The 17,499-nt window shown below is 58.6% G+C and carries 18 protein-coding genes; 11 read left to right on the top strand and 7 right to left on the bottom strand.

All coding sequences use genetic code 11. The features are described from left to right. Nucleotides 1-39: 39 nt before the first annotated feature. Nucleotides 40-801: a gamma-glutamyl-gamma-aminobutyrate hydrolase family protein gene (locus ACOI8A_RS02535; protein ID WP_420649451.1), complete on the bottom strand. Its 762-nt coding sequence runs from the start codon at nucleotides 799-801 to the stop codon at nucleotides 40-42. Between the two features lie 282 nt (nucleotides 802-1,083). On the opposite strand from ACOI8A_RS02535, the gene ACOI8A_RS02530 reads away from it, so the two are divergent. From ACOI8A_RS02530 to ACOI8A_RS02510, 5 genes are all read left to right on the top strand, one after another. Further along, nucleotides 1,084-2,460, top strand: a complete 1,377-nt coding sequence (locus ACOI8A_RS02530; RefSeq protein ID WP_420649450.1) for a glutamine synthetase family protein — start codon at nucleotides 1,084-1,086, stop codon at nucleotides 2,458-2,460. 267 nt (nucleotides 2,461-2,727) lie between these two features. Then, nucleotides 2,728-4,218, top strand: a complete 1,491-nt coding sequence (locus ACOI8A_RS02525) for an aldehyde dehydrogenase (protein WP_420649449.1) — start codon at nucleotides 2,728-2,730, stop codon at nucleotides 4,216-4,218. Nucleotides 4,219-4,268: 50 nt separating this feature from the next. Then, a complete protein-coding gene (locus ACOI8A_RS02520; protein ID WP_420649448.1) occupies nucleotides 4,269-5,552 on the top strand; it encodes an NAD(P)/FAD-dependent oxidoreductase in 1,284 nt (427 codons plus the stop codon). A 360-nt stretch (nucleotides 5,553-5,912) separates the two neighbouring features. Beyond that, complete coding sequence (locus ACOI8A_RS02515) at nucleotides 5,913-6,461, top strand: cupin domain-containing protein (protein WP_042558757.1); 549 nt, start codon at nucleotides 5,913-5,915, stop codon at nucleotides 6,459-6,461. Between the two features lie 253 nt (nucleotides 6,462-6,714). Then, the gene (locus ACOI8A_RS02510; RefSeq protein ID WP_420649447.1) at nucleotides 6,715-7,629 is read left to right on the top strand and encodes a hypothetical protein; all 915 of its coding nucleotides are present in this window, start codon (nucleotides 6,715-6,717) and stop codon (nucleotides 7,627-7,629) included. A gap of 374 nt (nucleotides 7,630-8,003) precedes the next feature. Here ACOI8A_RS02510 and ACOI8A_RS02505 read toward each other — a convergent pair whose 3' ends face one another. Beyond that, nucleotides 8,004-8,291, bottom strand: coding sequence for a fructose-bisphosphate aldolase (locus ACOI8A_RS02505; protein WP_420649446.1), 288 nt, complete (start codon nucleotides 8,289-8,291; stop codon nucleotides 8,004-8,006). 493 nt (nucleotides 8,292-8,784) lie between these two features. Beyond that, nucleotides 8,785-9,216, bottom strand: coding sequence for a hypothetical protein (locus ACOI8A_RS02500; protein WP_420649445.1), 432 nt, complete (start codon nucleotides 9,214-9,216; stop codon nucleotides 8,785-8,787). A 225-nt stretch (nucleotides 9,217-9,441) separates the two neighbouring features. Here ACOI8A_RS02500 and ACOI8A_RS02495 point away from each other — a divergent pair, with 225 nt between their 5' ends. From ACOI8A_RS02495 to ACOI8A_RS02480, 4 genes are all read left to right on the top strand, one after another. Next, nucleotides 9,442-9,867, top strand: a complete 426-nt coding sequence (locus ACOI8A_RS02495) for a hypothetical protein (RefSeq protein WP_420649444.1) — start codon at nucleotides 9,442-9,444, stop codon at nucleotides 9,865-9,867. 201 nt (nucleotides 9,868-10,068) lie between these two features. Continuing rightward, entirely contained in the window at nucleotides 10,069-10,458 is a 390-nt protein-coding gene (locus ACOI8A_RS02490; RefSeq protein ID WP_420649443.1) for a hypothetical protein, read from the top strand. A gap of 14 nt (nucleotides 10,459-10,472) precedes the next feature. Further along, complete coding sequence (locus ACOI8A_RS02485) at nucleotides 10,473-10,895, top strand: HD domain-containing protein (RefSeq protein ID WP_420649442.1); 423 nt, start codon at nucleotides 10,473-10,475, stop codon at nucleotides 10,893-10,895. A 269-nt stretch (nucleotides 10,896-11,164) separates the two neighbouring features. Continuing rightward, nucleotides 11,165-11,614: a hypothetical protein gene (locus ACOI8A_RS02480; RefSeq protein ID WP_420649441.1), complete on the top strand. Its 450-nt coding sequence runs from the start codon at nucleotides 11,165-11,167 to the stop codon at nucleotides 11,612-11,614. Here ACOI8A_RS02480 and ACOI8A_RS02475 read toward each other — a convergent pair. From ACOI8A_RS02475 to ACOI8A_RS02465, 3 genes are read right to left on the bottom strand one after another with little or no spacing between them, the layout of a single operon-like run. Next, nucleotides 11,599-12,624 (bottom strand): DUF2955 domain-containing protein, encoded by a 1,026-nt coding sequence (locus ACOI8A_RS02475; RefSeq protein WP_420649440.1) that lies wholly within the window; start codon nucleotides 12,622-12,624, stop codon nucleotides 11,599-11,601. The two genes, ACOI8A_RS02480 and ACOI8A_RS02475, sit on opposite strands and share 16 nt — an antisense overlap. Further along, nucleotides 12,614-13,717, bottom strand: a complete 1,104-nt coding sequence (locus ACOI8A_RS02470; protein ID WP_420649439.1) for an HlyD family secretion protein — start codon at nucleotides 13,715-13,717, stop codon at nucleotides 12,614-12,616. The genes ACOI8A_RS02475 and ACOI8A_RS02470 overlap by 11 nt, the downstream gene beginning before the upstream one ends. Continuing rightward, entirely contained in the window at nucleotides 13,714-15,264 is a 1,551-nt protein-coding gene (locus ACOI8A_RS02465; RefSeq protein ID WP_420649438.1) for a TolC family protein, read from the bottom strand. The genes ACOI8A_RS02470 and ACOI8A_RS02465 overlap by 4 nt, the downstream gene beginning before the upstream one ends. Before the next feature lie 132 nt (nucleotides 15,265-15,396). On the opposite strand from ACOI8A_RS02465, the gene ACOI8A_RS02460 reads away from it, so the two are divergent. Both ACOI8A_RS02460 and ACOI8A_RS02455 read left to right on the top strand, forming a co-directional pair. Further along, nucleotides 15,397-15,912: a transporter suffix domain-containing protein gene (locus ACOI8A_RS02460; protein ID WP_420649437.1), complete on the top strand. Its 516-nt coding sequence runs from the start codon at nucleotides 15,397-15,399 to the stop codon at nucleotides 15,910-15,912. Nucleotides 15,913-15,919: 7 nt separating this feature from the next. Continuing rightward, complete coding sequence (locus ACOI8A_RS02455; protein ID WP_420649436.1) at nucleotides 15,920-16,099, top strand: hypothetical protein; 180 nt, start codon at nucleotides 15,920-15,922, stop codon at nucleotides 16,097-16,099. A 109-nt stretch (nucleotides 16,100-16,208) separates the two neighbouring features. On the opposite strand, the gene ACOI8A_RS02450 is transcribed toward ACOI8A_RS02455, so the two are convergent. Then, a complete protein-coding gene (locus tag ACOI8A_RS02450; RefSeq protein ID WP_420649435.1) occupies nucleotides 16,209-17,492 on the bottom strand; it encodes an NAD(P)/FAD-dependent oxidoreductase in 1,284 nt (427 codons plus the stop codon). Nucleotides 17,493-17,499 lie beyond the last annotated feature (7 nt).

The following is a 17,499-nucleotide window of genomic DNA, read 5'->3' as shown; positions in this document are numbered from 1 at the left end:
CCACGGGGGCAGTAAAAGGTTTTTCAGAATTCGGGATGGTCAGCGCTGGTTACGCTGCACCGCGCGTTGCCGGCAGGCCGCGCCGAACGCCTGGAAAATCTTCAGGTAGTTCGGGTTGTCCAGCACTTGCCATTCCGGGTGCCATTGCACACCGACGGCGAAGGTCGGGCTGTGCTCGACCGAGATCGCCTCGATCAAGCCGTCCGGCGCCACGGCTTCCGCACGCAGGCCGGGGGCGAGGCGGTCGATGCCCTGGCTGTGAATCGAATTGACCTGAAATTCTCTAGGCAACTCAAGCGCCGCGAACACGCCACCGGCCAGAACCGTCACGGCATGCGCCGGGGCGTACTGCACGGCGACATCCGGGCTGTCGGCCTCGCGGTGATCGAGCATGCCCGGCAACTCATGCACCTTCTGATGCAGGCTGCCGCCGAACGCCACGTTCATTTCCTGAAAGCCGCGGCAAATACCCAGCACCGGAACGCCCGCCGCAATCGCTGCACGTAATAAAGGAAGGGTCGTGGCATCTCGCGCCGGATCGTGATCCGTGCCGGGAGCGCTGGCCGGGCCTTGATAGTGGAAAGGTTCCACATTGGAAGGCGAGCCGGTCAGCAACAGACCGTCGAGCTGACCGAGCAGGTCATCGATTTCAGTCTGATTGCCAAGAGAAGGAATGACCACTGGCAACCCCAAAGCCGCGACGCTGACAGCACGCAAATACTTGTCGCCGCTGACGTGGTAGGGGTGCAGGCCAATTTGTTTGACGCACGCAGTAACGCCGATCAATGGCTTGAATGCCATTTTTATTCACCTCGAAGTTTGACACTTGAACGAGCTTTTCCGGAGCTTAGCCTCGTTGATTTTAATTAACAACCGCCATGTAAAAAATTCTAAACGCCGTTCATCAAATCTTCATGATCCTCGGGGGTTTGCCGCCATATTTGGCAGGACGGTGCCCCGAAAGCCCCTGAAAATAAACGCTGAGCGGCCAGGTGTTCGCTATTGACTTCACTTTGCCTTTCGGATTGACTGGCTCGGCGAAACAGCAGTGAACATAATAATTAACAGCTAAATAGGTGCATCATGTCGGTCCCTCTGCGTACCGTTCAACTCAACGAAGCAAACGCATTCCTTAAGAAATATCCTGAGGTTTTGTACGTCGACCTTCTGATTGCGGATATGAACGGTGTGGTGCGCGGCAAGCGCATCGAACGCACCAGTCTTCATAAGGTTTACGAGAAAGGCATCAACCTGCCGGCCTCGCTCTTCGCCCTCGATATCAACGGCTCCACGGTGGAAAGCACCGGTCTGGGTCTGGACATCGGCGACGCCGACCGCATCTGTTACCCGATTCCCGGCACCCTCAGCATCGAGCCGTGGCAGAAACGCCCGACCGCGCAATTGCTGATGACCATGCACGAAATCGAAGGCCAGCCGTTCTTCGCTGACCCGCGTGAAGTGTTGGCCAACGTGGTGCGCAAATTCGACGACCTCGGTCTGACCATTTGCGCGGCGTTTGAACTGGAGTTCTACCTGATCGACCAGGACAACGTGAACGGCCGTCCGCAGTCGCCACGTTCGCCGGTTTCCGGCAAGCGTCCGGTGTCGACGCAGGTGTATCTGATCGATGACCTCGACGAATACGTCGACTGCCTGCAAGACATCCTCGAAGGCGCGAAAGAGCAGGGCATCCCCGCCGACGCCATCGTCAAGGAAAGCGCCCCGGCGCAGTTCGAAGTCAACCTGCACCACGTTTCCGACCCTATAAAAGCCTGCGATTACGCAGTGCTGCTCAAGCGTCTGGTGAAGAACATCGCCTACGACCACGAGATGGACACCACCTTCATGGCCAAGCCGTATCCGGGCCAGGCGGGTAACGGTCTGCACGTGCACATTTCGATTCTGGATAAAGAAGGCAACAACATCTTCGCCAGTGAGGAGCCCGAGCAGAACGCCGCACTGCGTCACGCGATCGGCGGTGTGCTCGAGACCCTGCCTGCGCAGATGGCTTTCCTGTGCCCGAACGTCAACTCATACCGCCGCTTCGGCGCGCAGTTTTACGTGCCGAACTCGCCGTGCTGGGGCATCGACAACCGCACTGTGGCGATCCGTGTGCCGACCGGTTCTGCCGACGCCGTGCGCATCGAGCACCGGGTTGCCGGCGCGGATGCCAACCCGTACTTGTTGATGGCGTCGGTACTGGCCGGTATTCACCACGGTCTGACCAACCAGATCGAGCCGGGCGCCCCGGTTGAAGGCAACAGCTACGAGCAGAACGAACAGAGCCTGCCGAACAACCTGCGCGACGCATTGCGCGAGCTGGACGACAGCGAAGTCATGGCCCGCTACATCGACCCGCTGTACATCGACGTGTTTGTCGCGTGCAAGGAAAGCGAGCTGGCCGAGTTCGAGAACTCGATTTCTGACCTTGAGTACAACTGGTATCTGCATACGGTGTGATGGGTTTGGGCCCTCAAAAGCCCAAGAGCCCCCACCCTAACCCTCTCCCGGAGGGAGAGGGGACTGAACGAGTTGTCTTGAGAAATTCAGCGACCTGAACGATCCAGTCGGTTATGGATTCGACAAAGATTTTTCAGGTCGGCGCAGATTTTGAGCATCCCCCAATCGGTCCCCTCTCCCTCAGGGAGAGGGCTAGGGTGAGGGCAACAATCTCAAGCCGAATACATAACCCAGACACCCCCAAATCCCCCTTGTCGAGCCACAACAATGACAACTACCCGCACCGACTGGGAACAACGCTTCCAGTCCCTGAGCATCGAAGCCCGCGCTTTCATCGACGGTGAATACCGCCCGGCCATCAGCGGCGATACCTTCGAATGCACAAGCCCGGTTGACGGCCGTTTTCTCGCCGCCGTCGCCAGCACCGATGAAGCCGACGCCAACCTTGCCGTCGCAGCTGCACGCCAATCGTTCGAGTCCGGTATCTGGGCAAAAAAAGCCCCGGCCGAGCGCAAGCGCATCCTGATTCGCTTCGCCGATCTGATCCTGCAGAACCAGGAAGAACTGGCGCTGCTCGAAACCCTCGACATGGGCAAACCGATCAGCGATTCGATGAGCATCGACATCCCGGCGACCGCCAACGCGATCCGCTGGAGCGCTGAGGCCATCGACAAGATCTACGATGAAGTCGCCGCCACGCCACACGATCAACTCGGCCTGATTACCCGTGAACCATCGGGCGTAGTCGCGGCCATCGTGCCGTGGAACTTCCCGCTGATCATGGCCAGCTGGAAGTTCGCTCCGGCGTTGGCGGCCGGCAACTCGTTCATTCTCAAACCTTCGGAAAAATCCCCGCTGACCGCGATTCGCATCGCCCAGTTGGCGCTGGATGCCGGCATCCCGAAAGGCGTGTTCAACGTGCTGCCGGGCTTCGGCCACACCGTCGGCAAAGCGCTGGCGCTGCACATGGACGTCGACGTGCTGGCCTTCACCGGCTCCACGGCGATTGCCAAGCAACTGATGATTTATGCAGGCCAAAGCAACATGAAACGCGTCTGGCTCGAAGCCGGCGGCAAGAGCCCGAACGTGGTGTTCGCCGATGCCCCGGACTTGCGCGCAGCCGCTCAAGCAGCCGCCAGCGCTATCGCTTTCAACCAGGGTGAAGTTTGCACCGCCGGTTCGCGTCTGCTGGTCGAGCGTTCGATTCGCGAGCAATTCATTCCGCTGCTGGTGGAAGCGCTGCAAGCGTGGAAACCCGGTCACGCCCTCGACCCGGCGACCACCGTCGGTGCGGTCGTGGATCAGCGGCAACTGGACAACGTACTGCGCTACATCAGCATTGGCCGCGAGCAGGGCGCTGAACTGATCGCCGGCGGCAAACGCACCCTCGAAGAAACCGGAGGCTTGTATGTGGAGCCGGCGCTGTTCGACGGCGTGACCAACGCCATGACCATCGCCCAGGAAGAAATCTTCGGCCCGGTGCTGGCGCTGATCACCTTCGATACCGTTGAAGAAGCACTGCAAATCGCCAACGACAGCATCTTCGGCCTCGCCGCCGGCGTGTGGACCAGCAACCTGAGCAAGGCCCACACCTTCGCCCGTGGCCTGCGTGCCGGCAGCGTGTGGGTCAACCAGTACGACGGCGGCGACATGACCGCGCCGTTCGGTGGTTTCAAACAGTCGGGCAACGGTCGCGATAAATCGCTGCACGCGTTCGACAAGTACACCGAGCTGAAAGCGACCTGGATCAAGCTCTAACTCTTTTACAGCGGCGGCCGCCATCAACCGGCGGCCCTCGGAGAATGAAAATGAAACAACAACACGTAAATAGCTACTACGCCGCCACCCGCAATGAAGTCATCGATTTTCCGACGCTGGAAGAAGCGGTGGATTGCGATGTGTGCATCATCGGCGCCGGTTATACCGGTTTGTCCTCGGCACTGTTCCTCACCGAGGCTGGCTATAAAGTCACCGTGCTGGAAGCGGCGAAAGTCGGTTACGGCGCCAGCGGTCGCAATGGCGGGCAACTGGTCAACTCCTACAGCCGCGACGTCGATGTGATCGAAGCGCGCTACGGCGACAAGACTGCCGAGATTCTCGGCAGCATGATCTTCGAAGGCGCCGACATCATCCGTTCGCGCATCAAGGACTACGACATCAAATGCGACTACCGCCCGGGCGGCATCTTCGCGGCGATGAACAAAAAACAACTCAACGGCCTGGCCGAGCAGAAACGCGGCTGGGAACGCTACGGCAACCATAATCTGAAGATGCTCGACGCCGCGCAGATTCGCCGCGAAGTCGGCTCCGACGCTTACGTCGGCGGTCTGCTGGACATGCAGGGCGGCCACGTTCACCCGCTCAACCTGGCGCTCGGTGAAGCCGCTGCCATCGTGCGTCTCGGTGGCAAGATCTACGAGCAATCGGCAGCGGTCGAAATCAGCTACGGCGAACCGATCACCGTGCGCACCGCCAAAGGTCTGGTGCGCGCCAAGTACCTGCTGATCGCCGGCAATGCCTATCTGCCGCAAGGCCTCGAGAACCGCGTGACCGCCAAGAGCATGCCGTGCGGCTCGCAAATCGTCGTCACCGAACCGTTGACCGAGCAGCAGGCACGCAGCCTGATCACCAACAATTACTGCGTCGAAGACTGCAACTACTTGCTGGATTACTACCGCCTCACCGCCGACAACCGCTTGCTGTACGGCGGCGGCGTGGTCTACGGCGCGCGCGAACCGGACGACATCGAACAGCTGATCCGCCCGAAGATCCTCAAGACCTTTCCGCAGCTCAAAGACGTGAAAATCGACTACCGCTGGACCGGCAACTTCCTGCTCACCATGTCGCGCATGCCGCAATTCGGCCGCATCGAGAAAAACGCCTACTACATGCAAGGCTACAGCGGCCACGGCGTCACCTGCTCGCACCTGGCCGGCAAACTGATCTCGGAAATGCTCCGCGGCGATGCCGAACGCTTCGATGCTTTCGCATCCCTGCCGCACATGCCAATGCTCGGCGGCCGCACCTTCTCCGCACCTCTCACCGCCCTCGGCGCCGTGTACTACTCGTTGCGCGACCGCTTCGGCATCTAGTTACCTCCCCGGCGGCCGCCCCAAAAGGCGCCGCCGGTTTTTCACCCCACCAGCCACACCACAAAACCCTGTGGGAGCTGGCTTGCCAGCGATGGCGATTTATCAGCCAAAAGTGATGTTGAATGCGTGGCCCAATCGCTGGCAAGCCAGCTCCCACAGGTGTTGTATGCAACCCGGAATTATCACCAGCACACAGATTTCACCCACCACCCATCGAACCTGCTGAGCAACACCAACAAACGTGATTTAATAGCCGCCTTTCACGGTTCCGGGACACGGGAGCAACGTGATACGCGGCCTCCCGCGTCCACCCGCCACCCACCCCCATTACCCTTAAGTCGTTCTCACATAAGGCAGTCAATGGATACGGGTTCTCGACTCAAACTAGTACGCGAAAGCTACAAACTCTCCCAGCGCGAGCTGGCCCGACGTAGCGGCGTGACCAATGCCACCATCTCCCTGATCGAACAGAATCGCGTCAGCCCCTCCGTCAGCTCCCTGAAAAAGCTGCTCGAAGGCATCCCCATGTCCCTGGCCGACTTCTTCACCTTCGACCAACCCCCGCGCGAACACCAATACGTCTTCCGCGCCAACGAACAGCCCGACCTCGGCCGCCACGGCTTGCGCCTGCTGCTGATCGGCGCCTCAGTCCCAAGCCGCCAGATGCGCCTGCTGCGCGAGCAATACGCACCGGGCGCGAGTTCCGGGGAAGAGCCGATCGTGCATTCGGAAGGTGAGGAGTGTGGGCTCGTCACCCGTGGCACCGTCGAGTTGACGGTGGATGGGTCGGTGAGTGTGCTGAATGCGGGGGATGGGTATTATTTTCCGACGACGCTGCCGCATAAGTTTCGGAATATCGGGGCGGATGAGGCGGAGATTATTAGTGCGAATACGCCGGCGAATTTTTGAAGGTTTCACGAAATTTTTTGTCGGAGTAGGAATGTATTAAAAAAGCGCAGAAGTGCAGGTTTTTTTGTCGACTGCACTTCCGTTGTTGCCGCGGCTCAACGCTACATTTGGTGGTGCTCCATTATCGCCGAATAGCTTCCAGTTGCGGCGAATTGAAAAATTAGCAGGTGTACTGGATTGCAAGCATCGCTGCGCTAGGTTGACCATGGAGTGGAAGTTATTGAACGGTCTTTAACTTTGATAGGGAATAAATATGTCTAAATCACAAGTTGAACTTGAGTTGATTGATGCGCTTTCTTGCTGTAAGCGAAGTATAATTGCTGAGGCGGGTAAAGCGTGGGCGAATTGTAATTTTTCGCTGGCTGAGCCCAAGTTGGTGAAAAGCTTTGCAATGGAAAGCGGCAAAGGTGTTCATTATTTAAATTCTAGTCTGGCGACAAATTTTAACTCGTCACAGAATCGATTTGTTCTCAAGTTTGCCGCCGTTTACACTCACCAACGACCATACGTAGAGCGTCGGCCTAGAAATATTAGTTTGCGTAAAGGTTCTAACCGCACAGAGCGATGTGAGTTGGCCGACTTAGGGTTTCTTTCTGTTTTTGTTGATCAAAATAAGAAAGTTATTACCTCTCGTGCAAGCTTTTTTCAAGCTAAAAAAGATGAGTCTATAGACAACGAAACACAGCAGTGGTTGTACGATTTTGATGGAGGCTTTGAATATAAGCATTCGTCTTTTTGGGAGTTAACGGATTGCGCTACTCCAAGTCGAGAGTTTCCAGCTTGGAGTGAAGGACGTTCGAGTGCATTTCAGTATTTGCTTCTTCTCAGCAATACGAAAATCAAGGTACGGTTAAGTCCGTGGAGTATGGATCATACTCATAGTTTTGGATTCTTTTTTTATCGACTTCTGACTATGGGGGCCGGCATTCCTTATCAGTCGAATGAAAGTATGAGTGGAGGATGGTCGTCAATAGTTAGTGATGTTTTACGTATGGGAGGTGGTGATATGGCCGGTAAGCATCGAGGTAGTATAGGTTTGGATAAAATAGTTGACTATTTTAATAGTTTTAAAAGTCATGATCGATACTTCTACGAATCTGCAGGCGCGGAAGGGTTTCCAATAATTATTGCGATAATGCAGGATGCACAGTTCAAAGATGAAGGGTGAAATGTAGGAGTTTATGTTTCTGCCTACTAATAGAAGTAAGAGTTTTACATCGCTTTTGCCTGTAAAAAATGCGTGATTTCCGGAGTCTGGCTCGGCTTTGCCTCTGGGAACTCATATCGAGCTATTTGAGGACAGCATTTAAGCGTTCGCCGAGACAGGCGTGGAGATTGCTAAGTGAGGATAAAGGTGACAGATTTTTTTTGAATCTGTCACCTTTTAGCATCCGATACGCCGGCGAATTTTTGACGGGCGATTTGGTTTAACAGTTTTGCAAAAAGGAAATGGGTCTTATCAAACCATTTCCTTTTTTATTGGTTTGAAGGGAAGTTGTCCCACGGACCCCATTTTCCATGGGCTATCGAACGTTACTGGCGCTAGCTAACAACATCAAACCCCCGCCGCTCAATCACCCGAAACACATCACTCACATCCTGCACCATGATCCTGGCGATAGTGGTGACGGTGTTTATATCTTGCTCGGCGTGGTCGGGGAGGCGGATGCAAGCCATGAGGTCGAGGTATTTGAGGACGGCATTGAGGCGTTCGCCGAGGCAGGCGTGAAGATCGTTCAGTGGGGCATTGGCGTCAATGTGGAGAACTGGGACGTCGGAGGCGGGGTGGGACATTTGGGCGTAGCTGGCGATCGGTTTATCCATTGGCATAAGTAAAGCTTCCTCATATCTGTGAGAAGAGCTACTGCCATTCGCTGCGAGTCGAAGGGTGGTAGCTATGTGCGGGTTCGCAGACCGAGGATACGAGGAACCCGGCAGACCCTAAGGTCTCCCACACACAGCCACCATCAAGCGGTTTTCGGACGCGGTTGCGACCGCCACCGTTTTAGGGGGCGCTAGGTTACTACACGTATCGTCAGGGCTGCGAAACCCTATCGCCGAATTCGGTCAGCGACAGACCCACTCTAGGCACCAAGTTCAGCAGCCGCAACCCACCTGTAGGACGTGGAAAACGCACCTGTGGCGAGGGAGCTTGCTCCCGCTCGACGGCGCAGCCGACGTGTTCTGGGCGCTGCGCGGTATCAGGACGAAAGGGATTGCCGAGTTGGGGACTGCTTCGCAGTCCAGCGGGAGCAAGCTCCCTCGCCACGGGTCGTGTTTTCCTACGAGATTTTGAGATCTCGAGATTCATAGCGCAAAACCGCTACTTCCCCTTCCAATGCCCACCACCGCTCTCACAATCAATCTTCGCCTGCCCCAAATGCTCCACGTCGTAGTAGTACGTAGTCACCTGTGCACCATCCGGGATGTTTAACGCCTTGGCGTTTTTGTCTTTGCTGGTGGAGTGCGGATTGGCCAAGGACTCCTGAGTGAGGGTGGCTTTACACGTGGCCTGGTAGTGGTCGTCGCAGTGTTCGACTTTTTTCTTGGTGCTGCTGAGCATCTCCTTGCTTTCGTTGCTGCACGACCAGTCGATGGCATCTACGGGCACGCCTTCGTACTCGTAGCAGCTGTGGGTTTCGACGGCGGGGACGGCGGCGCTTTGGGAGCGGGTTTCGACGTCGCAGCCTTGGGCCATGACGAGGGTTGGGGTGAGGCTGAAGCTGGCGATCAGGAGCAGACAGCGCATGTTCATCGGGATTTCCTCCGCAATGGCGCCGGGTGTGATCGTTGATTAGGCGCTTACTGGTTTCGAGGTAGCACGCTGGCGGGAGGTTCCATCAGGTTACTGATTTGCCGATTGGACTCAGTTCGGAACTTTCCTAAAAAACGATGTCAATTTGATGGCGTGTCGCGACGCTCATTCAAACAGGATCAACCAGTGCCAGGCTGTTTCCCGGCAAGCCCATGGAAGTGTGAGATGAAACTGATTCTTGCGATGTTGTTGATGTTCAGCGGTTACGCGTTTGCCAGTTGCGGCAATATTGATGACCATGATCAGCGCGCCTATTGCAATGCGCGGGAGAGCGGTACCAGTTGCGGCAACATTGAAAACCACGACTTACGCGCAGCGTGCAATGCGGAGCAGGGCGGCACTTCTTGCGGCAATATCGATAATCACGACCAGCGCGCCTATTGCAATGCCAAGCAGAGCGGGACGAGTTGCGGCAACATCGATGATCATGACCTGCGTGCGCGGTGCAACGCGGAGCAGGGTGGCGGTTCCTGCGGCAACATCGCTGACCACGATCAGCGTGCCTACTGCAATGCCACGACGGGCGGCAGCAGTTGCGGGAATATCGACAACCATGATTTGCGCACGCGGTGCGAAGCCACGAAGCGTTGATTGATCGGCTTACCCCCAAACGCAAAAAGGGACACCCACCGGTGTCCCTTTTTTGTGGGCGACTGAAACGGAGTTCCCAGATTGCCCAGTCAAATTTTTCACATGTCACAACCCGGCTCATCGCCAAGGTTCCCCCCATCGGCACCACGTCGTAGACTGCGAGACAAGTCGTAACGCCTCACCCAAGGACGGAACCCGCGCATGATCGAAATCGGCAGCCGCAACAACGCCCCCACGCCGCAACACCAGATCCACGACGTCTACATCTTCAACATCGATCTGTCCCGACCGGCCACGCCGTTCTGCTTCGAGCAATCGATTGGCGGCGGGCATGCCGAGCAGGGTGGTGCGCGGTGGTTGGCGCTGGATGAGCTGGATGCGTGGCCGGGTGAGTGGCGCGAGCATTTGCGCAAGGCCGACTGCGCCTGGGTTGCCGAGTTGATGGATACGCATCCGGGGGCGGATCAGGCCACGGTGGTTTCGTTGATCCTCCAGCGACATGCCGGGCCAGCAAAACCAGCAAGCCGTTTGCAGAAAATAGGCCGATGGTTCAAGCGCAATTTTTACGTCGGCGGCCGATACGGCGTCTAACCCGAGGAAACCCCATGACTCAAACACTCGAACGCGCAATAGCCATCGCCGCTACCGCCCACGCTGGTCAAGTGGACATGGGCGGGGCGCCGTATATTTTGCATCCGCTGAAGGTCATGTTGCGCATGAGCAGCCTGGAAGAACGCATCGTCGCGGTGCTGCACGATGTGGTCGAGGATTGCGGTATCAGCCTGGATGATTTGCGCAAGGAAGGCTTCAGCGAGGAGGTGCTTGAGGCCATTGCTTCGGTGACCAAAGTGCCGGGTGAGTCCTACGAGGACTTCGTCGAGCGCGCGGCACAGAACCCGATTGGACGGGTGGTGAAACTGGCGGATCTGGAGGAGAACAGCGATCTGTCGCGGATCGCTTCGCCGAGCTGGGAAGATCTGGAGCGGGTCGAGAAGTACCGGCGGGCGATTGGGCGGTTGCGGTCGTAACGGTTTGCGGTGGGTCAGGTAGATCTTTCCCCCCTCACCCCAGCCCTCTCCCCGAAGGGGGTGAGGGGTAAAGGGAGCCGATTTTCAAGTTTTTCAAGTCCTGAGTTCGACTCGGTATTTCAGGTCGATGTAACTCGAGAGTACAGCGCGGTCAGTTCCCTCTCCCCCGGGAGAGGGTTAGGGTGAGGGGCTTTTGATTGGAAACCATCAACTACACTCTCTGATTACCCCGCCATCACAGGCAACCCCACGCCGCGCCGGAGGTAATCATGCTTCGTTTATCGTCCATTTCCCTGTTTTTCGTTGCAACGCTTTGCGCCACACAAGCCACGGCCCAATCCGTGGTGCCGCTCAAAGGCCAGACCTCCCAACAGACCCAGATCGACATCAACGACTGTCATTCCATCGCCTCGACCTCAACGACATCCACCACGCAAAGCGGCGGCCGTCTCAAGGGCGCGGCAGTCGGTGCCGCGGCCGGTGCTGCTGGCGCGCAGATACGCGGGCGGCAGCACGATGAGTTCTACGACGCGGTCGACGATGATCGAAAACAGGATTACCGACAAAATCGCGCCAGAGAGACGGCTGCGGCCGGTGCGGTGGTCGGTGGTTCACGCCAGCGCCAGGAGCGGCGGGCGCAGGGCAAGACTGATGCGGCGGCCAGTTCCAGCGCCTACGCCGGGTGTTTGCAGGGCCGCGGTTATCAGGTCACGCCTTGACGACGTTCCCGGTGCGCTTCGAGCAAGTGCACCATCGCGCCGCTGTAGAGCGTCACCAGAATGAACAGACTCATGCGCACGGCGAACGCGGTGTACACGTCTTTGCCGGCGATGCTGTCCTGCACCGATTGTCCGAGCAGAATGATCATCGTCACCAGGGTGTTGAGCCAGAAGCTCGCACCGAAGCGTGAGCGGCTCAGGCCGTAGAGTTTGCGCGCCATGAACAGGCCGAACAGCAGCATCCACAAAAAGAACATCCACAGATGCACGAACAGGCTCAGCGCGCACCAGAACAACACCGCCAGCAGCCCGCCGAGCAGGGTCGAACCGAGCAATTCACGCCCGGCATGCTGGGCGCGAGTGGTGGAGCTTTGCTGACCGAGGCTGACGGCTTTGAGGATGATCGGCAGGTAGCTGGCCGGGTCGATCAGGGCGAGTAAAAAGGTCGGCAGGACGATCAACGTCGCCCTTAGCGCCACACGCGGTACATCTTCGGCGGGGAGGGCGGGCGCACTCGGTGGTGCGGGACTGTTGGCCGGCTCCGGGAATAACGCGTGGCTGATTCCAACCACCGCGACCGCCAGTAACAGCCCTTTGACCAGAGCGCCGATCACCGCCATCGCCAGATCGAACTCGGCGAACCCGGCGGCAGAGATCATGGTCATGCCGATCACCAGAAAGATCACGATCAGATTGTTGCCGCCGCGCAAGCCAAAGCGAAACACCAGAAACAAACCGACGCCGATCAACAGCACGCCACACACCGGGTAATAGCGCAGCAACGGCACCAGCAACAGGCCGATGCTCGTGGTGAGCGCTGCGACCAAACCCAATACCAGCGCGCCTCTCAGCGGCAATGGTCGAGGCAGGCTGGCCAGCAGCAACACCGCCAACACTGGCGAAATAAATGCCAACGGCAAACCAAGCGCATAACTGGCGGCAGTGCACAGCGCGGTGCCAAACGCCAGACGCAAGGCTCGCTGTGCCGGTGCGCTGCGTTCAGTAGGCATACGACAGCCAGCTCATCAGACTGAAAAACACTCGCCCGAGCGGATTGAGCAGATTGCCTTCGCTGGGGAATGCCATGACTTCCGCTTGGCCACCGGCACGGATCGCGCGGCTCTCGAACAGGCGCTTTTTCGCCTCCTCGCTGAACTCGATGATCACCGGAAAGCGCTGGGCCGGGCGCAGCCAATCGCGGCTGTTCTGGATCGTCGGCAGGGTGCCCGGCGCGGGTGTCTGGCCGACGCTGACGCCATAGCCGACGCTGCGCACCCGGCCATCGAGCACTTCGCCGGGCAGTGCGTCGAGAATGATCGACACCGGTGTTCCGGGTCTGATTCGGCCAAGGTTGTTCTCGGTCAAGTCAGCGCTGATCCACAAATCCTGGATGGTGATCAACGTCATCACCGGGCTGCCGGCGGCGGCGAATTGGCCGACTTCGGTGCGCAGGTCGGTGATCAGTCCGGCCGACCGCGCGCCGATCCGGGTGTTGGCCAGGTCCAGTTCGGCTTTGGCCAGCGTGGTCGCGGCACTGCGCAATTGGGCGTTGGTTTCAGCGCTGCCGCCTTCCTGTTCCTGCGCCCGTTGCACCTCGGCACGTGCGGCCGCGACCTGGCTGATCGCTTGCTCGCGATTGGCCCGCGACACTTCCAGCAGTCGGACGGAGATCGTGCCGGGATCCTGTTTGTACAAACCTTCAAGACGTTGATTGTCCTGGCGTGCCTTGAGTTCGTTGGCCTGAGCGGCGCGCAACGAAGCCTGCGCCGAGGCGATGCCAGCGGTGCTCGCGCCGACCTGACGGCGGGTCGATTCGAGATCGGCTTTCGCTCGGTCGACGGCTATTTGCAGCGGCTGCGGATCAAGTTCGAACAGGATGTCGCCAGCCTGCACATCCTGATTGTTGCGCACGTTGACGCGGATCACTCGGCCTGCGACTTCCGCCGCCACCGGGATCACAAACGCGCCGACTCGCGCTTGCTGGGTGTAGGGCGTCATGCGGTCGGCCAGCAGGTACCAGACCAGACTCAGCAGAATCAGCAGCAATACCCAGCGAATGCCTTTTTTTGCCGGATCGGGTGCAGCAGGCGCTGTTTCACTCATTGCGATTTACCTGCAGGGGGAAGGGGATACGCGGGTTGCGCGGGCGGTTCGGTCAGCAATCCGCCCCAGTCAGTGCGTTGCTGCATTTGCTGGCGGGTCGGCGCGTCGATCTGCGGCGCGCTGCTTTGCCAACCGCCGCCGACGGCTTTGTACAAGGCAATCAGATTGCTCACGGCGTTGCTGCGGCTGACCAGATAGTTGTCCTGCAACTCCAGCAGCGCGCGCTGCGCATCGAGCACGCGCTGAAAGTCCGAATAGCCTTCACGGTATTGCGCGTTGGCCAGCACCAGTGAACGCCGCGCGGCGCCTTCGGCCTCGCCAAGAATGCGCTCGACCTCCAGCGCTTTGGTCAGGCCGCTGGCGGCATCATCCGCCTCGCGCGCGGCTTGGCGAACCTTGTCTCGATAGGCTTGGATCAACTGCTGCAAGCGCGCATCTTGCACGCGGATGTTGTTGCGGATGCGCCCGTAATCGAACAGGTTCCAGCGCAGGCTCGGGCCGCCGATCAGGTCGAGACTGCGTGGCGTTGCGCTTAGGGAATCGCTGGACCAGACGATGCTGCCAAGCAATGTGAGCGACGGATACAGATCGGTTTCAGCGACACCGATCAGCGCCGATTGCGCGGCGACATTCAGTTCAGCCGCGCGTACATCGGGACGGCGCAGCAGCAGATTGGCCGGTACGTCTTGCAACACCGCGCGATCGATCAGCGGAATCAGCCCAGAAGTTTCAGCAATCAGCGCCGCGCCGCCGGGCGGTTGGCCGACCAACACCGCCAGCGCATTGCGGGTGCGCAGCAATTGGTCTTCAAACGCCGGAATCGTGCTCAAGGTGCCAAGGTATTGGGTTTTCGCCTGTTGCAGATCAAGTTCAGCGCTTTGTCCGCTGGTGAAAAGCTTTTCAGTGATCTCGAAATTGCGCTTCTGCTGCGTGGCGTTTTCTCGCGCAACGCGCAGGCGTGCTTCGGTGGTGCGCAAGGAAAAGTAAGTGTCGGCCACTTGGGCGCGCAGTAATACGAGCGCATCTTCGTAGTTGGCCTGGGCGGCAAAGTATCCCGCGTCGGCAGACTCGATGGCGCGACTGAAACGGCCCCAGAAATCCAGTTCCCAGCCAACATCGAATGCGGCGCTGTGTTGCCAGAAATGCAGATTCTGCGGGTTAGTGCCGCCGGACTGGCGGCGGTCGATGTACAGGCTGTCGGCGCTGGCCTGTTGCAGTTGCGGATAGCGGCCACTTTCGGCAATGCCCAATTGCGCGCGGGCCTCAAGCACGCGCAGGCCGGCGATTTTCAGGCTGCTGTTTTGGGCTTCGGCTGCGCTGATCATTTGATCGAGGATCGGATCAGCAAAAACTTGCCACCATTGGCGCAAATCCGGATGCGCCCCGCGCTCACTGGCCTGTTCCAGCGCCGGGCTGTTCCACTGCTTGCTCCAGACCTCGGCCGGCGCCTGGAAATCCGGCCCCAGACGCATGCAGCCGCCAAGTCCGAGGACACCGAGCAACAGCAGGTGGCCGGGCCACGTCGGCAGGGCTGTGGTTGGAGGCATGCAGGTGTCCGCAAACGGGAATGTCACTGGAGCATAGACGTCAGTTTGCGCCTTGCGCGGTCGAATCAACTGCTACGCTTTGGCGGGCAAGGTTCGATGATCTGCGCCCCTGACGAAAAGGTGGGAACCCCCATGGATACTGCTCAAGACCCGATTGCACCGACCAATGCGACCTGGCGTTTCAAGGTCGGTGTGGCGATCATCTGCCTGATGCTTGGTTCGTGGGCGATGGTGCCGATTGCCGCCGCCCTGGATGTACCCGGTTCGAAAGTCGCGGCGCTGACTGGCGTGCTGTTCATCAGCAATAAAGTCCTGCTGCTGTTGGTGATCGCCGTGATGGGCAAGGCCGGGTTTGCCGAACTCAAACGCAAGATCGGCAAATACGTTTCCGGGATGATCCCGACGCCGGTCGCCGAAGTCGGGCCGATCCGTCACCGCATCGGCGTGGTGATGTTCTGCCTGCCGCTGCTGTGCTCGTTTCTCGAACCCTATTTCGACAACTTCTGGCCAGGGTTGCGGCCCAATCTGTGGCAGCTGCAATTGCTCGGTGACCTGATGTTCATCGGCAGCTTCTTCGTGCTCGGCGGCAATTTCTGGGAAAAAGCCCACGCCTTGTTCGTACGCAAGGCGCGGGTGGTAAGCGAATGAATCAGGCGTGGCCGAGTGCCACGGCAAACGACACGACGATCATGCAGGCGAAGGCGAAATTGAGGTTCATGGCGGGCGGTCCTTGTCGTTTGGAATGGGGGCCATTCTGAACAGACAGGGGCGCGATGAAAAATTCGGCGTGTTGATTCCAATGATCGAAGCCATTGATGGACATAAAACCCTGTAGGAGCTGCCGCAGGCTGCGATCTTTTGATCTTGCCTTTAAAAACAAGATCAAAAGATCGTCCGAACGCGGCCCGAGCCTGCGGCAGCTCCTACAGGGGGATGGTGTTGAATCAGCGCAGTTTTTCCAGCATCTGGTAGTACCACATGCCCGCCGCCAGCATTGGATTGCCGAGCAAATCGCCCATGGGCACGCGAATGTGCTGGCACTGCGCAAACGTATCGAACTGCTGCATCTGCCCGGTGATTGCCCGGCCCATGATTTCGCCCATGATGTGCGTGGTGGCGATGCCGTGCCCGGAGTAGCCCTGGCAATACCAGACGTTGTCCGACAGTTTGCCCAGTTGCGGGATGCGGTTGATCACGATGCCCATCGCGCAGCTCCACTGGAAATCGATTTTCACGCCTTTGAGCGCCGGGAAGGTCTGCTCGATGCACGGGCGTAGTTCGCCAGCGATGTCGCGCGAGTCCTTGCCGCTGTAGTTGGCGCCGCCGCCGAACAGCAGGCGACCGTCGGCGGTGAGGCGATAGTAGTCGAGGACGAAGCGGCAGTCGTAGACGGCCAGGTCTTCAGGGTTGATCTGTTTCGCCAGATCGCCCAGCGGTTCGGTGGTAACGATGCCGCCCATGGCCGGGAAAATCTTGCCCTTGAGCTGGCCCGGTTCGAGTTTGTGATAGACGTCGCCGGCCAGCAGCACCTGATTGGCGTCGATCTGGCCGTGTGCGGTTCGCACTCCCGGCGTCTCACCGTGAATGATCTCCAGCACTTCACTGTTCTCGAAAATCAGCGCACCAAGACTCTCCGCTGCGCGTGCCTCACCGATACACAGGTTGAGCGGGTGCAAATGCATGTTGCGGGTGTTCTTGATCGCGCCGTGGTACAGCTCGCTTTGCAGCAAGTCACGCACTTGGCTGCGATCAAGCAGGCTGACTTCGTCGGCCATGCCACGGCGTACGGCTTCTTCGTAGTCTTTAAGCAAATCGGGCATGTGACTCGGTTTGTACGCAGCATGCAAATGGCCGTGTTTAAGGTCGCATTCGATAGCGTATTTCGCAACCCGGTTTTTGATGATTTCATGCCCACGCCAGCGCAGGTGCCAGATGAAATCGTCGACCTCGTCGCCGAGCTTGCGGCGCATCTGTTTGCGCATCGCGCCGTCGCCGGACAGGCTGCCGGTGACTTGCCCGCCATTACGCCCGGTGGCACCCCAGCCGATCTTGTGGCTTTCGACGATGGCGACTTTCAGGCCTTTTTCGGCGAGTTCGACGGCGGTGGCCACGCCAGTGAAACCGCCCCCGATGATCACCACGTCGACCTTGTGCCGGCCTTGCAGGGTCGGGTAATCGGTGTCGCGGTTGAGGGTGGCGGTGTAGTAGGAATTCGTGCGTTCGGTCATGTCAGCA

Origin of the sequence: Pseudomonas sp. P4795 (assembly GCF_048822895.1) — a bacterium.
Classification (GTDB): domain Bacteria; phylum Pseudomonadota; class Gammaproteobacteria; order Pseudomonadales; family Pseudomonadaceae; genus Aquipseudomonas.
This window is presented reverse-complemented; position numbering and strand designations above follow the sequence as displayed.